Raw genomic sequence first — 13,091 nt, 5'->3', positions numbered from 1 at the left:
CAGCGGTAAGGCGATCCGGGATCGGCCGGCCGGTCTCGGATCACCTTGCACAGACTGAAGGCGGCGATGTCCTCGTCGTACCTACGCTGCCGGCGATGCGGCGCGTCCGGCGAGATGAACGTGTACGGCGACGCGCCGAGGAACCCCTCGTCGGCGAACACCTCGAGCATGGTTCGCAGATGCCGCGCCTGCTCGGCCTCGTCCCGGAAGTACCCCTCCTTGATCTCCGGCGGGTCCTTCTCGTAGTCCACGATGTCCCAACCCATTCCCCCGAGCTCGGGTGCTCCCGTGAAGGTGCAGCAGCCGAACTCCAGAATCATGATCGGCTTCCCCCACCGCCGGAACGGCTTCAGTTCCTTCGTGTGAGCGGCCCGATCCTCGTGGTACGAGTAGTAGTCCAGCCCGACGATGTCGAACAGCGACCAGTCGATCTGCTCGAGATCCGAGGCGGCGCCGTAGGTGATCCTGCCGTTGAAGTTGCCCCGAGCAACCTTGACCGCCTTCGCCACGTAGACGTGCAGCTTGCGCTGCAGTTCGGCCAGGTCGAACTCGCCCTTGGTCAGATAGTCGACCCGCTCGAAGAAGTTCGCCCCCGGCACGATGCCCGGCGTGAACAACATGAACTCGCAGCCGATCGCCAGGATCACCTCCGGCGCGACGGTCTCGTGATCGTCCGCGGGGCTTGGCGCGTAACGGCGCCGCAGCCGTTCTGCGTTGGCGGCTGTCTGGCGAAGGTGCTCCAGCGCGTCCACCTGGGGCTGGTCGAACGCTCGCGGCTGGAGCGACACCTTCAGACCCCGCCGCAGCGCCTCCTCGGCCGTGTCGGCGAGCCGCTGGACGTCGCTGCCGTAGATGCTGACCCAGTTCGCGTGCAGCCGATCGTGGATCGCCCGGATCTCCCCGCGCATCAACTCCCGGTTCCACCGGATGCGGCTGTCGTCCCCGAGGAACCCGGTCCCGACGTCGTACGCGACTCCTTTGAACGCAAGCCCTCGACCTAGGGGCGCGACAGGGGCGGGCGTAGTACCGGCTGCTGCGGCGGGGAGCGCCGGGCCGGCGGCGGCGAGGACGCCGAGGGCGGCGGCTCGATGGAGGAACTGGGCCCGGTTGATCCGCCCGGGCGACGCGGGATCGGTGCTGTGCTCGCTCATGGAACCTGAGTTTTCGCCGTCGCGCCGCCGGATTCGTCCGTCCGAGGTCCCCGCCGGTGCGACTTAAGTCCATGACACAGGACTGCGCCGTCACCGATGTGCCCCCGGAAACCGCTTGCGCTACCGAGCGTGTTCGTTTAACTCTTCTCCGCATACGGCCGCTCCGCCCATTCGCGGCCCGAGACACCCTGGAGTGTGAGGCATGGCAGGAAAGCTCAAGTACGCCCGCGCGGTTCTCGTCGCGGCGATGGTCGCCGTCGCGTCAGCCGGCGCGATCGGTACCGCCGAGGCGCGGCAGGCCCCGCCGACCACCAACATCGTCGGCGGTACGTTGGCCAGCACCGCGCAGGTGCCGTGGATGATCGCGCTGAACAACAGCCGCTCCTCGTCCCCGGTCGACCAGTACTGCGGCGCGACGCTGGTGAAGGCGAACAAGATCGTCACCGCGGCCCACTGCGTCACCCAGCCGATCAGCACTTACACGGCGATCCAGGGTCGCGACGACCTCAACTCGAGCACCGGCGGCAGGACCTCGAAGATCTCCAAGATCTGGAAGGACCCGCTGTACGGCCAGGCGAACGGCCACGACGTGGCCGTGCTGACCCTGGCCACGCCGTTCACCGGCGTCGCCACGCTGCCGCTGGAGACCAGCCGCGCCGCGGACGTCGTCGGCGCCCAGCCGACCACCTACGGGTACGGCAACACCGAGGGCACCGGCCCGGCGAACCGCCTGCAGAAGGTGCTCGTCCCGGTCCTCGGCGACTCGTACTGCGGTCAGGTGTACGCGAACTACGGCTACGTCGCCAACGGCGAGATCTGCGCCGGTTACAAGGCCGGCGGCAAGGACTCCTGCCAGGGTGACTCCGGCGGTCCGTTGGTCCTGAACGGCCGGCTCTTCGGTGTCGTCTCGTGGGGTATCGGCTGCGCCGACGCCGGCAACCCGGGCGTCTACGCGGAGGTCGCGTCCTACGCCTCCGCTCTGCAGACCCAGATCAACAACTAGCCGGTGGTCCGCGAATGGCCGGTCCCACGGGGACCGGCCATTCGTTTGTCCGGGGTCAGGCGACGACCGGCTTGGCGATCACGACCGCGTTGCTGAGGTACTTCGTGCCGTCCCAGTCCTCGCACGTCACGAGCACCAGTCGGCCGGCCACGCCTTGGTCGAACAGGCGCGGGGCCTGCTTCGCCAGGGCTCCCCGGCGATACACCGCGACACCTATGACGGAGTAGTTGAGCGTGCCTTTGGCGGTGGTCACCTTCACCACATCGCCGGCCCGCATCTGGTCGAGATCGTCGAAGGCGCCGCCGCCGGTGTGCACGGTGTGCCCGGTGATGATCGCCGAGCCCTTCGAGGCTCCCGGGCGAGCGCCTTCGGACCACCAGCCGACGAGCCGCGGGTTGGCCGGCGGAATCAACGCGCCGCCGCGGGCACGGATCCCGAGCACCCGGGCAGAGACACCGAGCCGGGGAACGGTCACCCGTACGGGAGTGCCCGATTTCGCGGGCTTGCCAGCCGTTGCCGTCGGCTCGGAGGATTCGGTACCGCGCTTGCTCGGCGTGGCGGTCGGCGTACCGGAGGTACCGGCTGTGGGTGCCGACGGGGCCGGCTTGACGGGCTGTGAAGAAGGAGCCGTTGCCGCCGGAGTCTGCTGGGTCTGCGGCCCAGCCTGGTCGGCGGCTGAGTTGTCACCCCTGAACTGCAGGTAGCCGCCGAACAGAACCAGAGCGGCGCCGACCACCAGGATCGCTCCGGTCCACCGAGGTGAACGAGAGCGGTCCTGGTGACGGCGCCTACCGGGCATGTCAGGCAGCGTGGCTACCGCGACGCAGTCGGGCCTTCAGGACAGCGGCAGCCATCAGCAGACCGCCGATGGCCAGCAATGCGGCACCCCAGATGCTCTGGGAGCTGGTGCTCGCCGACGCGTTGGACAGCTGCTGCCCACCGGACAGACCGGCGTCGATCTCGGTCGGGACGACCACCGGAGAGGAAGTGGTCGGCGTAGCCGTCGGAGTCAGAGTCGGGGTCTGGGACGGCGACTGCGTGGGCGACTCGGACGGCGTCTGGCTCGGTGTCTCCGAGGGAGTCTCGCTCGGCGTTTCCGAAGGAGTCTCGGACGGAGTCTCGCTGGGGGTCTCGGACGGAGTCTCGCTGGGGGTCTCCGAGGGAGTCTCGCTGGGAGTCTCCGACGGCGTCTCGCTCGGCGTCTCTGACGGCGTTTCGGACGGAGTCTCGCTCGGGGTCTCCGACGGCGTCTCGCTCGGGGTCTCGCTCGGCGTTTCCGAGGGAGTCTCGGACGGAGTCTCGCTGGGGGTCTCCGACGGCGTCTCGGACGGCGTCTCCGAGGGAGTCTCGGACGGCGTCTCCGACGGAGTCTCGCTCGGCGTCTCGGACGGGGTCTCCGACGGCGTCTGGGTCGGGGTCTCGGACGGCGTCGGCGTCGGCGTCGGCGTCGACTGGCCGAAGCAGAAGCTGACGTGGCTCAGACCGTAGAACTTGCCGGTGTTCTGGTTGACCGGGGTGTGCAGCGAAGTGCCAAGCTGCACGCCCGCCGGGCTGTAGTTGTAAAAGTTCGCGGCCGGGCCGCCCTTCACGATGACGCCCAGCACGGGGCCGCCGGTGGCGGTGAAGTCCACCACCTGGCTGCCGGTCTGCTCGCCGGCATGCTCAGGGTCGTCGACCGCGAGGGTCCGAACAGCCATGACCACCGTGAACGGTCCCTCGGACTCCGACCCCGGGTTCGGCGGATCGAACGTCACCGGGGTCGAGCCGGGAAGGACATTCTCACACTTCGGATTGCCGTCGATGATCGCGCCATCGGCGGACGCCGACGGGGCCATCAGCACGGTCACGCCGCCCAGGGCGAGGACGACTGCACCTGCTCCACCCAGCAAGGTGACGCCACGCGAGCTCGCCGCCTTCAGGGCATGCCGCAGTCGCGTTGCCTTCGATACGTCGTTCACAGAATTTCCCACCTGTCGTGCCGGTCCATGACCAGCGATGTTGTCGGCCGGCGGTCACCCCACAACTCTTGCCCGGACCGACCACCCCGACCCCTTGATGCGTTGCTGTCGCCCCCGACGAGACAACGCCCTCGGCATTCTGGCGGGCGCGCTACCTCCCAGGCAAGCCGCACGGCCAAGACTCGCCGAATACGCCCTAAAAAAGACAAGGCAGCACCGGTCCGGGTGCTCTGAGTAGCGGCCGGCGCGGCAGAACGGCTCGAATCTGGACGCGACCACCAGATGATCGAGGCAACTAATACAACGTATTTGGTTCTGGAACGACGTATCACTAGGCTTCGCCGAATGGCGCGTGAAGCGGACGAGAAGACAGTGCTGGGGTCGGTCTGGTTGCGGACGGAGCCAGGCGGGACCCGGGCGCCGCTGAGCCGCGAGGACATCGTCCGGACCGCGATCGACATGCTCGACCGGGACGGGCTGGAGAAGCTGTCGATGCGGAGGATGGCCGCCGAGCTCGGGACTGCGGCCACGTCGGCGCTCTACTGGCGGGTGGCGAACAAGAACGACCTGCTCGAACTCGCGGTCGATGCTGTGCTTGCCGGGGCGCTGGTGCCGGCGGAGGAGGGCGACTGGCGGGACCAGTTGACGGTGCTCGCGCGCGCTGCGTACGCAGTACTGGCTGAGCATCCGTGGGCGGCTCAGTTGATGGCGAGCCATGCGGGGCTGGGGCCGAACTACCAGGCGTACGCGGAACGGGTGCTGACGATCCTCAGTTCTGCCGGGTTCAAGGGGGTCTATCTGGATGCGGCGGTGTCGGCCGTCTTCCACTACGTGATAGGTGCCGCGGTGACGGACGCAGCGTGGAGCGCGACAGTCCGCCGCAGCGGACTGTCCGAGCACGAGTGGGCGTCTGCCGCCGGCGACCAACTCGGCGTCGGCCCGGCCACCCTCACCGCCTACCTCAGCCGCGAGGACCTGTCCGGCCCCGAAGCGCGCTTCCAGACCGGCCTCCGCGCCATCCTGATCGGCCTCCGCCCGCGCCAACTCTCCTAGTGTCTGAGTCGCTACAGATCGGCGAAGGCTGAGCCCGGGGACTCGAAGGCGTTCGCGACGAAGCGCAGGAAGCCGGCCGCGGTGCCGCCGTCGCAGACTCGATGGTCGAAGACGAGAGAAAGTTGCGTGAGCTTGCGGATCGCCAGCTCACCGTCAACGACCCACGGCCGATCGATGATCCTGCCGACGCCCAGAATCGCCACCTGCGGATGATTGATGATCGCCGCACTGCCGTCGACACCGAAGCTGCCGTAGTTGTTCAGCGTGAACGACCCGCACGACAGCTCCGCCGCCGTCAGCCGCCCGTCGCGTGCCGAGGCAGTCAGCCGCCGGATCTCCGCATCCAGCCCACGCGCGGTCAACTGATGCGCGTTCACCACAGCCGGCACCACCAGTCCCCGCTCAGTCTGAGCCGCCAGCCCGAGATTCACCCCGTCGTACTGGACAAGTTCCTCGCGCTCGGTATCGACGAACCCGTTCAGTTCCGGATACTTCCGCAACCCGGCGACCACGAACCGAGCCATCAAAGCCAGCAACCCAGGCCCGGAGTCCGTTGCCGTCCGCAACGACTCCCGCAACTCGATCAACGCGGTCGCATCCACGTCCACCCAGGTCGTCGCCTCCGGAATCTCCGCCCGACTCCGAGCCAACGTCGCCGCAACCACCTTCCGGAACCCACTCATGGGCTCCCGCCGCAACTCCTTCAACCCAGTCCGCGAATCAGCCGCGACAGGCGAAGAACGCTGCCCCGCATCCAACCCCGCTGGCGAGGCCGCGGCGGCGATCGCCTGCTCGACGTCTCGCCGGGTGATCAGCCCGCCGGCCCCCGACCCGTTGACGGCACGCAGGTCCACCCGCGCGTCGCGCGCCATCCGCCGCACCAGCGGCGAGATCACCAGCGGCACCGCACACCTGATCGGCGCCGCAGGTGACTCGGTTCGTAGTGAACTGCTGGGCACCTGCGCGGGCTCCTCTGGGCGCGGCGTCGCGGCAGCGTTGGCAGTACCGCGGGTTTTGCGGCGGCGGCCGGAGTTTGCTGTTTCGGGAGTGCCATAGCCGATCAGGACGTTGCCGGAGCCGGCCTCTTCTTCCTCGCGGTAGGTTTCCGCGGCCGGCTGGCCGATCGTGATGAGGGGCTTGCCGACGTCGACCGTGCCGCCCTCGACGCCGTGCAACTCGGCGACCACCCCGGCGTACGGCGACGGCACCTCGACGATCGACTTCGCCGTCTCCACCTCCGCGACCGGCGCGTCCACCGCCACGACGTCGCCGACGGCAACCAGCCACCGGACGATCTCCGCCTCGGTCAGTCCTTCCCCGAGATCCGGCAGCAGGAAGGTCTGCGTGCTCACGAGTCCTCCCACTGAAGATCGTCGACCGCGTCGAGAATCCGGTCCACGCCCGGCAACTGGTGCCGCTCCAGCTTCGGCGGCGGATACGGGATGTCGAACCCGGTCACCCGCCGGATCGGCGCCGCCAGCGAGTGGAAACACCGTTCGGTGACCCGGGCAACGATCTCCGACGACACGCTCGCGAACCCGCTCGCCTCCGCCACCACCACAGCCCGCCCAGTACTACGAACCGCCGCGCACACCGTCTCGTCGTCGAACGGCACGATCGACCGCAGATCCACCACCTGCAACTGACGTCCTTCGGCGGCGGCAGCCTCGGCGGCCTCCAGCGCGATCGGCACCGACGGCCCGTACGCGATCAGCGTCGCGTCACCACCCTCACGCCGTACGACGGCCTGCCCGATCCCCGGCCGGTCCTCGGTCAGATCGACTTCCTCCTTGGCCCAGTAGAGCTTCTTCGGCTCCATGAAGATCACCGGGTCCGGGAACTCGATTGCCCTACGCAACAACGTGTACGCGTCGGCAACGGTCGACGGGGCGACGACCGTCAGCCCGGGAGTGTGCGCGTAGTACGACTCGGACGAGTCGCAGTGATGCTCGACGCCACCGATCCCACCGGCGTACGGCATCCGGATCACCATCGGCAGCGTGATCCTGCCGCGGGTCCGGTTCCGCATCTTCGCCACATGGCTGACGACCTGCTCGAACGCCGGGTAGCCGAACGCGTCGAACTGCATCTCGACGACCGGCCGCATCCCGTTCATCGCCAGCCCGACGGCCATCCCGACGATACCGGCCTCGGCCAGCGGGGTGTCGAAGCAGCGGTCCTCGCCGAACTCCGCGGTCAGCCCGTCGGTGATCCGGAAGACGCCACCGAGCGCGCCAACGTCCTCGCCGAACATCAGCACGGTGTCGTCGGCCTTCATCGCGTCGCGCAGCGCCTGGTTCAGCGCCTGGGCCATGCTCAGTTTCTGGTGCGTCATGGTCAGGCCTCCTCTCGCGCGAGCTCGTCCTGCAGGAACGCCGCCTGCTCCTTCAGTTGCGGCGTCTGCACCGCGTAGAGGTGTTCGAACAGCTCGGCCGGATCCGGCGAGGGCTCCGGCATCAGCCCGTCCCGCAGTACCGTCGCGATCTTGTCGGCGTCGGCCGCTGCCTCCGCACGGTGAGCGTCGTCCAACAGACCCTGGGACGACAGGTAGGCGTCCAGCCGCTTGATCGGATCGCGCTCGAGCCAGGGCGTGACCTCGTCGTCCGGGCGGTAGCGGGTCGCGTCGTCGGCGTTGGTGTGCGCCTGCACGCGATACGTGTGCGCCTCGACGAGTTGCGGCCCCTCCCCGGCCCGAGCCTTGGCAACCGCCTCACCCAGTACTGCGAGCAGCCCGGCGAGGTCGTTGCCATCAGTGCGCTCACCCGGTACGCCGTACCCGATGCCCTTGTGCGCAAGGGATGGCGCGACGGTCTGCCGGGCGAGCGGCACGGAGATCGCGTACTCGTTGTTCTGGATGAAGAAGACCACCGGCGCCTTGAACACGGCGGCGAAGTTCAGCGCCTCGTGGAAGTCGCCCTCACTGGTCGCGCCGTCACCGCACAGCGCCATCACCACGGTGTCCTCGCCCTTCAGCCGCGCAGCATGCGCGACTCCGACAGCGTGGATCAACTGCGTCGCCAGCGGCGTGGCCTGCGGCGCCACGTTGTGCTCGTACGGGTCGTACCCGGAGTGCCAGTCACCGCGCAGCAGCGTCAGCGTCTCGATCGGGTCGACGCCGCGGCTGATGATGGAGACCGTGTCGCGGTACGTCGGGAAGAGCCAGTCCTGCTCGCCCAGCACCATCGTGGCGGCGATCTGGCAGGCCTCCTGGCCGTGCGACGACGGGTAGACCGCCAGCCGTCCCTGCCGGACGAGCGCGCTGGCCTGGTCGTTGATCCTGCGGCCCACCACCAACTGTGCATAGCCGTCGACCAGGACGTCCGCGGCCGGCATCCCGTACTGCGGGTTGTCGTGCGCCACGCCGTGCTCGTCGATCAGCCGGACTGGTTCGGCGGAGGGCAGCAAACGCTCCTCGACGGTGCTCATCGACGTCCTCGCTTCGCTCCGGGCGCCGATGAGACACGAAGCGCGCCGCACCTGATGATGAACTCGCTTCGCTCATTCACTGGAGCCTCCTGCACAGAAGACGGACGGATGCCTCATCGTCATACTTCTGGCCATTCGGATCCATAGCTGGCAGAATCCCTGGACCGATGGTCTGAACGGTCCACTTCAGGGAGCAGAATGTCCGACGACATGATGGTCGGCGCGGCCGAACCTGGACAGATGGCAGCCACTCCGGCCCTCGACGAGATCGACCAGCAGATCGTGGCCGCCCTGACCCGGGACGGCCGGCTGTCGATCCGGGCCCTGGCCGACCAGGTCCACATCTCCCGCGCGAACGCCTACGCCCGGGTCGAACGACTCACCAGCACCGGCGTGATCACCGGCTTCACCGCCACTGTCGACCCGCTGAAGCTGGGCCTGGCGACGTCGGCGTACGTCACGCTGAGTCTCCGCCAGAGCTCCTGGCGAGCGCTCCGCGAACAACTCCAGGCCATCCCCGAGGTCAAGCACATGGCCCTGGTCGGCGGCGACTTCGACGCCATCCTCCTGGTCCGCGCCCCCGACAACGAGGGCCTGCGCCGAGTGGTCCTGGAGAAGCTCCAAGCCATCCCCGAAGTCCTCGGCACCCGCACCGCCTTGATCTTCGAGGATCTCGGCACGCTGTGACTCCCGGCTGACCTACCCTCAGGAGAACGCCCTACAAGACCGCGCGCTTCTCCGGCAGCGACTACTACTGGGTCACCTCGGTCGCTGACTTCGCCGACAACAGGTGCCCGAAGAAGTAGCAGTACTACGCGCCGCGGCGGCGGTGGCGGTCGGAGTACGAGCGGAGGGCTCGGAGGAAGTCGACCTCCCGGAAGGCGGGCCAGTACGCCTCGCAGAAGTAGAGCTCGGAGTACGCGCTCTGCCAGAGGAGGAAGTTCGACATGCGTTGCTCGCCGCTGGTGCGGATGATCAGGTCGGGGTCTGGGCGTCCCACCGTGTAGAGGTGCTTGGTGATGTCGTCGGCGCTCAGCGTCTCCGCCAGGCCACTGAGATCGTTGCCGGATTCCGACTCGGATTCGAGCAACGAGCGGACCGCCTCGACGACCTCCTGGCGACCGCCGTAGCCGACTGCCAGGGTGATGTGGTTGCCGGTGTCGCAGTCCTTCGTCGCCTCCACCGCGTTCTTCAGCGCGCGGGCGGTGCTGTCCGGCAGGAGATCCAGCAGCCCGGCGATGTGCACCTGCCAGCGTCCACCGGGTTGCGAGAGACGACTGGCGAGGATGTCCTCGGTGACCTGCATCAGGTGCGCGACCTCGGCATCGCCGCGCTTCACCAGATTCTCGGTCGAGCAGAGAAACACCGTCACGTGCGGGATCCCGGCCGTTTCGCACCACCCGAGCAGATTGCCGACATGCTCAGCGCCGTACCGGTGCCCGACGCTCGGGTTCGCGTGCCCTTGACCACGAGCCCACCGACGATTCCCGTCGATCACCACGCCGATGTGCTCAGGCAACGCCCGCCCTTGCAGTTGAGCCCGGAGGCGACGGACGTACAACGCATACAACGGACCAAGAGCAGGCATGCCGAGCAACCTACCCCTTCAGGAGCAACCCCGCAGGCCGGCCGGGCGCAGGGTATTCCGCCCTACTCCTCCGACCATTCGGTAGTCGGCCGGCCCGGGCGGTGGGTGCCGAAGGTCCATTCGAAGCCCTCGATGTCGGCCACGCGGCAGCGGTAGTTGCCCCACTCGGTGTTGTCCGGGGTCCAGATCGACTCGGCGCCGGCCTTCACCGCGGCGGCGTGCACCTCGTCCACCTCGGCCTCGGAAGCCAGGGCCACGTAGCAGCCGTAGCCGACGCTGTCACCCTTGCGGGCCGGGCGATCGTAGTGCTGCTCGTCGGTGAAGAGGGTGATCGACGCGTCGTCCCGGCGCATCTCGGCGTGCATGATCCCGCCCTTGTCGTCGGGATACTCCGTCGTCGTCTCGAACCCGAACGCCTCCTCGAGCCACCGCAGGGCGGCGACGGCGTCCCGGTATCCGAAGTAGGCGTGCAGGCTGGCACCACTGGTCTGAGTCATGACCTCAGCCTGCCGAAGGTAGCGGCCAGATTCTGACCGCTACTCGGTTTCCTTCAGGACCGCGTCTTCCTTCAGCAGCAACTCGATGTCGGCCCGCCGATCCCGCCGATGCCGGTAGAACTCGCGGACCGAGGTGCCGATCAGTCCCGTCCCGACCCAGACGACGGAGATCGTCGAGAGGATCACCCGCCAGACGGCGTCCCACCCGCTGTGGTCCTGCACCACCACACCAGTGACGCCCAAGGCCACGCCGATCGCGATCCCGGCCCAGAACAACGGGTCCCTGGTCATCGGCTCGTCGTAGTTCATGCCCCGATGATCGCGGCCGACCGGTGCTTTGTCACGCCTGTCCATCGGCACCCCTGCGACAGGCAAACGCGGTAGTGCCTCGGCCACGGTCGGTTGCCCGGTCCAACCTGTTGACACCCTGCCCGGCGCGGCAGACCATCCGATTAAACGGGTGTTTGTCGGCCAGGGGGGCCATCTCATGCAAATTCATCAGATCGGACGTGACGCCAGCGTTCTCAACGACCAGCTCGAGGTGCCGGGTGTCGGCTTCCTGGCCGTGAACGCCTTCGTGCTGCAGGCAACCGAACCGGTGGTCGTCGACACCGGGCTGAGCCTGCCCGACCGCGGCTTCATGGAAGCGCTCGGCACGGTGCTCGATCCGCGGGACGTCCGCTGGATCTGGCTGACGCACCCCGACCGCGACCACACCGGCGCGCTCTTCGACCTGCTCGAAGCCGCACCGCAGGCCAAGGTGATCACCACCTACCTGGGCGCGGGCATCATGTCCACCGAACGTCCGCTGCCGATGGACCGGGTGTACCTGCTCAACCCCGGCCAGTCGCTCGACGTGGGCGATCGCACCCTGCGGGCCTTCCGGCCGCCGCTGTTCGACAGCCCCGCGACCGTCGGGTTCTACGACGACCGCTCCGGCATCTGCTTCAGCTCCGACTGCTTCGGCGCGCCCATGCCGTCCTCCGAACTGGCCGGCGGCAGCGAGGTGCGGGACGTGCCGCAGGACGCGCTCCGCGCCGGGCAGTGGCTGTGGGCCACTATCGACAGCCCGTGGATCCACACCGTTGATCAGCAGCGGTACCTCGCCACGGTGCAGCCGCTGGTCGACATGGATCCGGCCGTCATCCTCAGCACCCACCTTCCTCCGGCCACCGGGCAGACGACCGAGTTCATCGAGATGCTCACGCTGGCTCCCGGTCGCGATCCGTGGGTCGGCCCGGACCAGCGCGCACTCGAGGAGATGCTGGCCGGCTTCGAACCCGCCGGCACAGCCTGAGGCCCGGACCTGCTTGCACCCGGTGCCCGGCGCGGGAAATAGGCTTGACCTGACAAAGTCGCGTTGAGCTGCAGGGAGAACCGATGGCCCGCCCGGTCGTGCTGATGCCTGGTCCGATGAACAAGTCCGTGCTGACCGGTGCCGAAGAGCACTTCGACGTGATCCGGCTCTGGGAGGCCGACGACCCGGACACGGTACTGGCGGAGCGGGCGAAGGAGATCGCCGCCATCGCCACCGGTGGTACGACGATCGACGGCGCGTACCTCGACCGGTTGCCGGCCGTGCGGCTGGTCGCGAGCTTCGGGGTCGGGTACGACCAGATCGACGCCGCGGCCGCCGCCGAGCGGGGTGTGATCGTCACGAACACCCCGGGCGTGCTGGACAACGAGGTCGCCGACACCGCACTCGGTCTGCTGCTGATGACGGTGCGCGAACTCCCCCAGGCCGAGCGGTACCTGCGAGCCGGCTCCTGGAACGAGCGGCCGTATCCGCTGACCTCCGCCACGCTGCACGGCCGGTCCATGGGCATTCTCGGCCTGGGCCGGATCGGCGAGGCGATCGCGGATCGGGTCCAGCCCTTCGGCGTATCCGTTGCCTACCACAACCGTCGCCGGAAGAACGTCAACTACCACTACTACCCGACGCTGGTGGAGATGGCTGCCGCCGTCGACATCCTGATGATCGTGATTCCGGGCGGCGACGAGACCCGTCACCTGGTCAATGCGGAGGTATTGGAGGCGCTCGGGCCGAACGGGATCCTGATCAACGTGGCCCGCGGTTCCGTCGTCGACGAGGCCGCGCTGGTGGAGGCGTTGCGCTCGCGAACGATCCTCAGCGCCGGGCTGGACGTGTTCGAGAACGAGCCGGCTGTGCATCCGGGCCTGCTGGAGGTGGACAACGCGGTACTGCTGCCGCATGTCGGCTCCGCCAGCATCCCGACCCGCAACGCGATGGGCGAACTGGTCGTGGAGAACCTGGTCAGCTGGTTCCAGTACGGCGTACCGGTGACGCCCGTGCAGGAGTCAGCCGAGCTGGTCCGAAAGCTGCGTGACTGACCTTCTCGGCACCGTTCGGGCCGTACTCATTTATCGCGCGGCGCAGGCCGGTCCTGCGCCTGC

General features: G+C 68.2%; 14 protein-coding genes. 5 read left to right on the top strand and 9 right to left on the bottom strand.

The features are described 5' to 3' along the window. A partial coding sequence (locus tag ABD255_RS03170) for a glycoside hydrolase family 113 protein (RefSeq protein ID WP_344209488.1) occupies nucleotides 1-1,151 on the bottom strand: 1,151 nt, incomplete at its 3' end. Between the two features lie 202 nt (nucleotides 1,152-1,353). Between ABD255_RS03170 and ABD255_RS03165 the strand changes: the two genes are divergently transcribed. Next, on the top strand, nucleotides 1,354-2,154 hold the full coding sequence (locus tag ABD255_RS03165; protein ID WP_344209487.1) for a S1 family peptidase: 801 nt from the start codon (nucleotides 1,354-1,356) through the stop codon (nucleotides 2,152-2,154). A gap of 55 nt (nucleotides 2,155-2,209) precedes the next feature. Here ABD255_RS03165 and ABD255_RS03160 read toward each other — a convergent pair whose 3' ends face one another. Together ABD255_RS03160 and ABD255_RS03155 are read right to left on the bottom strand one after the other, a co-directional pair. Further along, complete coding sequence (locus ABD255_RS03160) at nucleotides 2,210-2,953, bottom strand: class F sortase (RefSeq protein ID WP_344209486.1); 744 nt, start codon at nucleotides 2,951-2,953, stop codon at nucleotides 2,210-2,212. A gap of 1 nt (nucleotide 2,954) precedes the next feature. Continuing rightward, the gene (locus ABD255_RS03155) at nucleotides 2,955-4,112 is read right to left on the bottom strand and encodes a superantigen-like protein SSL4 (RefSeq protein ID WP_344209484.1); all 1,158 of its coding nucleotides are present in this window, start codon (nucleotides 4,110-4,112) and stop codon (nucleotides 2,955-2,957) included. 345 nt (nucleotides 4,113-4,457) lie between these two features. Here ABD255_RS03155 and ABD255_RS03150 point away from each other — a divergent pair, with 345 nt between their 5' ends. Continuing rightward, complete coding sequence (locus ABD255_RS03150; RefSeq protein WP_344209482.1) at nucleotides 4,458-5,165, top strand: TetR/AcrR family transcriptional regulator; 708 nt, start codon at nucleotides 4,458-4,460, stop codon at nucleotides 5,163-5,165. 11 nt (nucleotides 5,166-5,176) lie between these two features. On the opposite strand, the gene ABD255_RS03145 is transcribed toward ABD255_RS03150, so the two are convergent. Genes ABD255_RS03145 through ABD255_RS03135 form a run of 3 tightly spaced genes read right to left on the bottom strand, consistent with a single transcriptional unit; the run spans nucleotide 5,177 to nucleotide 8,591 of the window. Next, nucleotides 5,177-6,517 (bottom strand): dihydrolipoamide acetyltransferase family protein, encoded by a 1,341-nt coding sequence (locus tag ABD255_RS03145; RefSeq protein ID WP_344209480.1) that lies wholly within the window; start codon nucleotides 6,515-6,517, stop codon nucleotides 5,177-5,179. Next, entirely contained in the window at nucleotides 6,514-7,500 is a 987-nt protein-coding gene (locus ABD255_RS03140) for an alpha-ketoacid dehydrogenase subunit beta (RefSeq protein WP_344209478.1), read from the bottom strand. The genes ABD255_RS03145 and ABD255_RS03140 overlap by 4 nt, the downstream gene beginning before the upstream one ends. A 2-nt stretch (nucleotides 7,501-7,502) precedes the next feature. Then, complete coding sequence (locus tag ABD255_RS03135) at nucleotides 7,503-8,591, bottom strand: thiamine pyrophosphate-dependent enzyme (RefSeq protein WP_344209476.1); 1,089 nt, start codon at nucleotides 8,589-8,591, stop codon at nucleotides 7,503-7,505. A gap of 198 nt (nucleotides 8,592-8,789) precedes the next feature. Between ABD255_RS03135 and ABD255_RS03130 the strand changes: the two genes are divergently transcribed. Beyond that, on the top strand, nucleotides 8,790-9,278 hold the full coding sequence (locus ABD255_RS03130) for an Lrp/AsnC family transcriptional regulator (protein ID WP_344209473.1): 489 nt from the start codon (nucleotides 8,790-8,792) through the stop codon (nucleotides 9,276-9,278). 124 nt (nucleotides 9,279-9,402) lie between these two features. On the opposite strand, the gene uppS is transcribed toward ABD255_RS03130, so the two are convergent. From uppS to ABD255_RS03115, 3 genes are all read right to left on the bottom strand, one after another. Next, on the bottom strand, nucleotides 9,403-10,179 hold the full coding sequence (uppS, locus tag ABD255_RS03125) for a polyprenyl diphosphate synthase (RefSeq protein WP_344209471.1): 777 nt from the start codon (nucleotides 10,177-10,179) through the stop codon (nucleotides 9,403-9,405). Between the two features lie 62 nt (nucleotides 10,180-10,241). After that, a complete protein-coding gene (locus tag ABD255_RS03120) occupies nucleotides 10,242-10,676 on the bottom strand; it encodes a VOC family protein (protein ID WP_344209469.1) in 435 nt (144 codons plus the stop codon). A 39-nt stretch (nucleotides 10,677-10,715) separates the two neighbouring features. Beyond that, nucleotides 10,716-10,985, bottom strand: coding sequence for a hypothetical protein (locus ABD255_RS03115; protein ID WP_344209467.1), 270 nt, complete (start codon nucleotides 10,983-10,985; stop codon nucleotides 10,716-10,718). A gap of 178 nt (nucleotides 10,986-11,163) precedes the next feature. Between ABD255_RS03115 and ABD255_RS03110 the strand changes: the two genes are divergently transcribed. After that, complete coding sequence (locus tag ABD255_RS03110; protein ID WP_344209466.1) at nucleotides 11,164-11,973, top strand: MBL fold metallo-hydrolase; 810 nt, start codon at nucleotides 11,164-11,166, stop codon at nucleotides 11,971-11,973. Nucleotides 11,974-12,056: 83 nt separating this feature from the next. After that, nucleotides 12,057-13,028 (top strand): 2-hydroxyacid dehydrogenase, encoded by a 972-nt coding sequence (locus ABD255_RS03105; protein ID WP_344209464.1) that lies wholly within the window; start codon nucleotides 12,057-12,059, stop codon nucleotides 13,026-13,028. The last annotated feature ends 63 nt before the right edge of the window (nucleotides 13,029-13,091 follow it).

This window comes from Kribbella sancticallisti (genome assembly GCF_039530625.1).
Taxonomy (GTDB): domain Bacteria; phylum Actinomycetota; class Actinomycetes; order Propionibacteriales; family Kribbellaceae; genus Kribbella; species Kribbella sancticallisti.
Note: the sequence above shows the minus strand (reverse complement) of the source record. Positions and strands in the feature narration are given on the sequence as shown.

Bases quoted from the DNA above. Each gene is read 5' to 3' on its own strand.
- ABD255_RS03165 (WP_344209487.1), top strand. From the start codon at position 1,354: ATGGCAGGAAAGCTCAAGTACGCCCGCGCGGTTCTCGTCGCGGCGATG.
- ABD255_RS03160 (WP_344209486.1), bottom strand. From the start codon at position 2,953: ATGCCCGGTAGGCGCCGTCACCAGGACCGCTCTCGTTCACCTCGGTGG.
- ABD255_RS03150 (WP_344209482.1), top strand. From the start codon at position 4,458: ATGGCGCGTGAAGCGGACGAGAAGACAGTGCTGGGGTCGGTCTGGTTG.
- ABD255_RS03140 (WP_344209478.1), bottom strand. From the start codon at position 7,500: ATGACGCACCAGAAACTGAGCATGGCCCAGGCGCTGAACCAGGCGCTG.
- ABD255_RS03135 (WP_344209476.1), bottom strand. From the start codon at position 8,591: ATGAGCACCGTCGAGGAGCGTTTGCTGCCCTCCGCCGAACCAGTCCGG.
- ABD255_RS03130 (WP_344209473.1), top strand. From the start codon at position 8,790: ATGTCCGACGACATGATGGTCGGCGCGGCCGAACCTGGACAGATGGCA.
- uppS (WP_344209471.1), bottom strand. From the start codon at position 10,179: ATGCCTGCTCTTGGTCCGTTGTATGCGTTGTACGTCCGTCGCCTCCGG.
- ABD255_RS03120 (WP_344209469.1), bottom strand. From the start codon at position 10,676: ATGACTCAGACCAGTGGTGCCAGCCTGCACGCCTACTTCGGATACCGG.
- ABD255_RS03115 (WP_344209467.1), bottom strand. From the start codon at position 10,985: ATGAACTACGACGAGCCGATGACCAGGGACCCGTTGTTCTGGGCCGGG.
- ABD255_RS03110 (WP_344209466.1), top strand. From the start codon at position 11,164: ATGCAAATTCATCAGATCGGACGTGACGCCAGCGTTCTCAACGACCAG.
- ABD255_RS03105 (WP_344209464.1), top strand. From the start codon at position 12,057: ATGGCCCGCCCGGTCGTGCTGATGCCTGGTCCGATGAACAAGTCCGTG.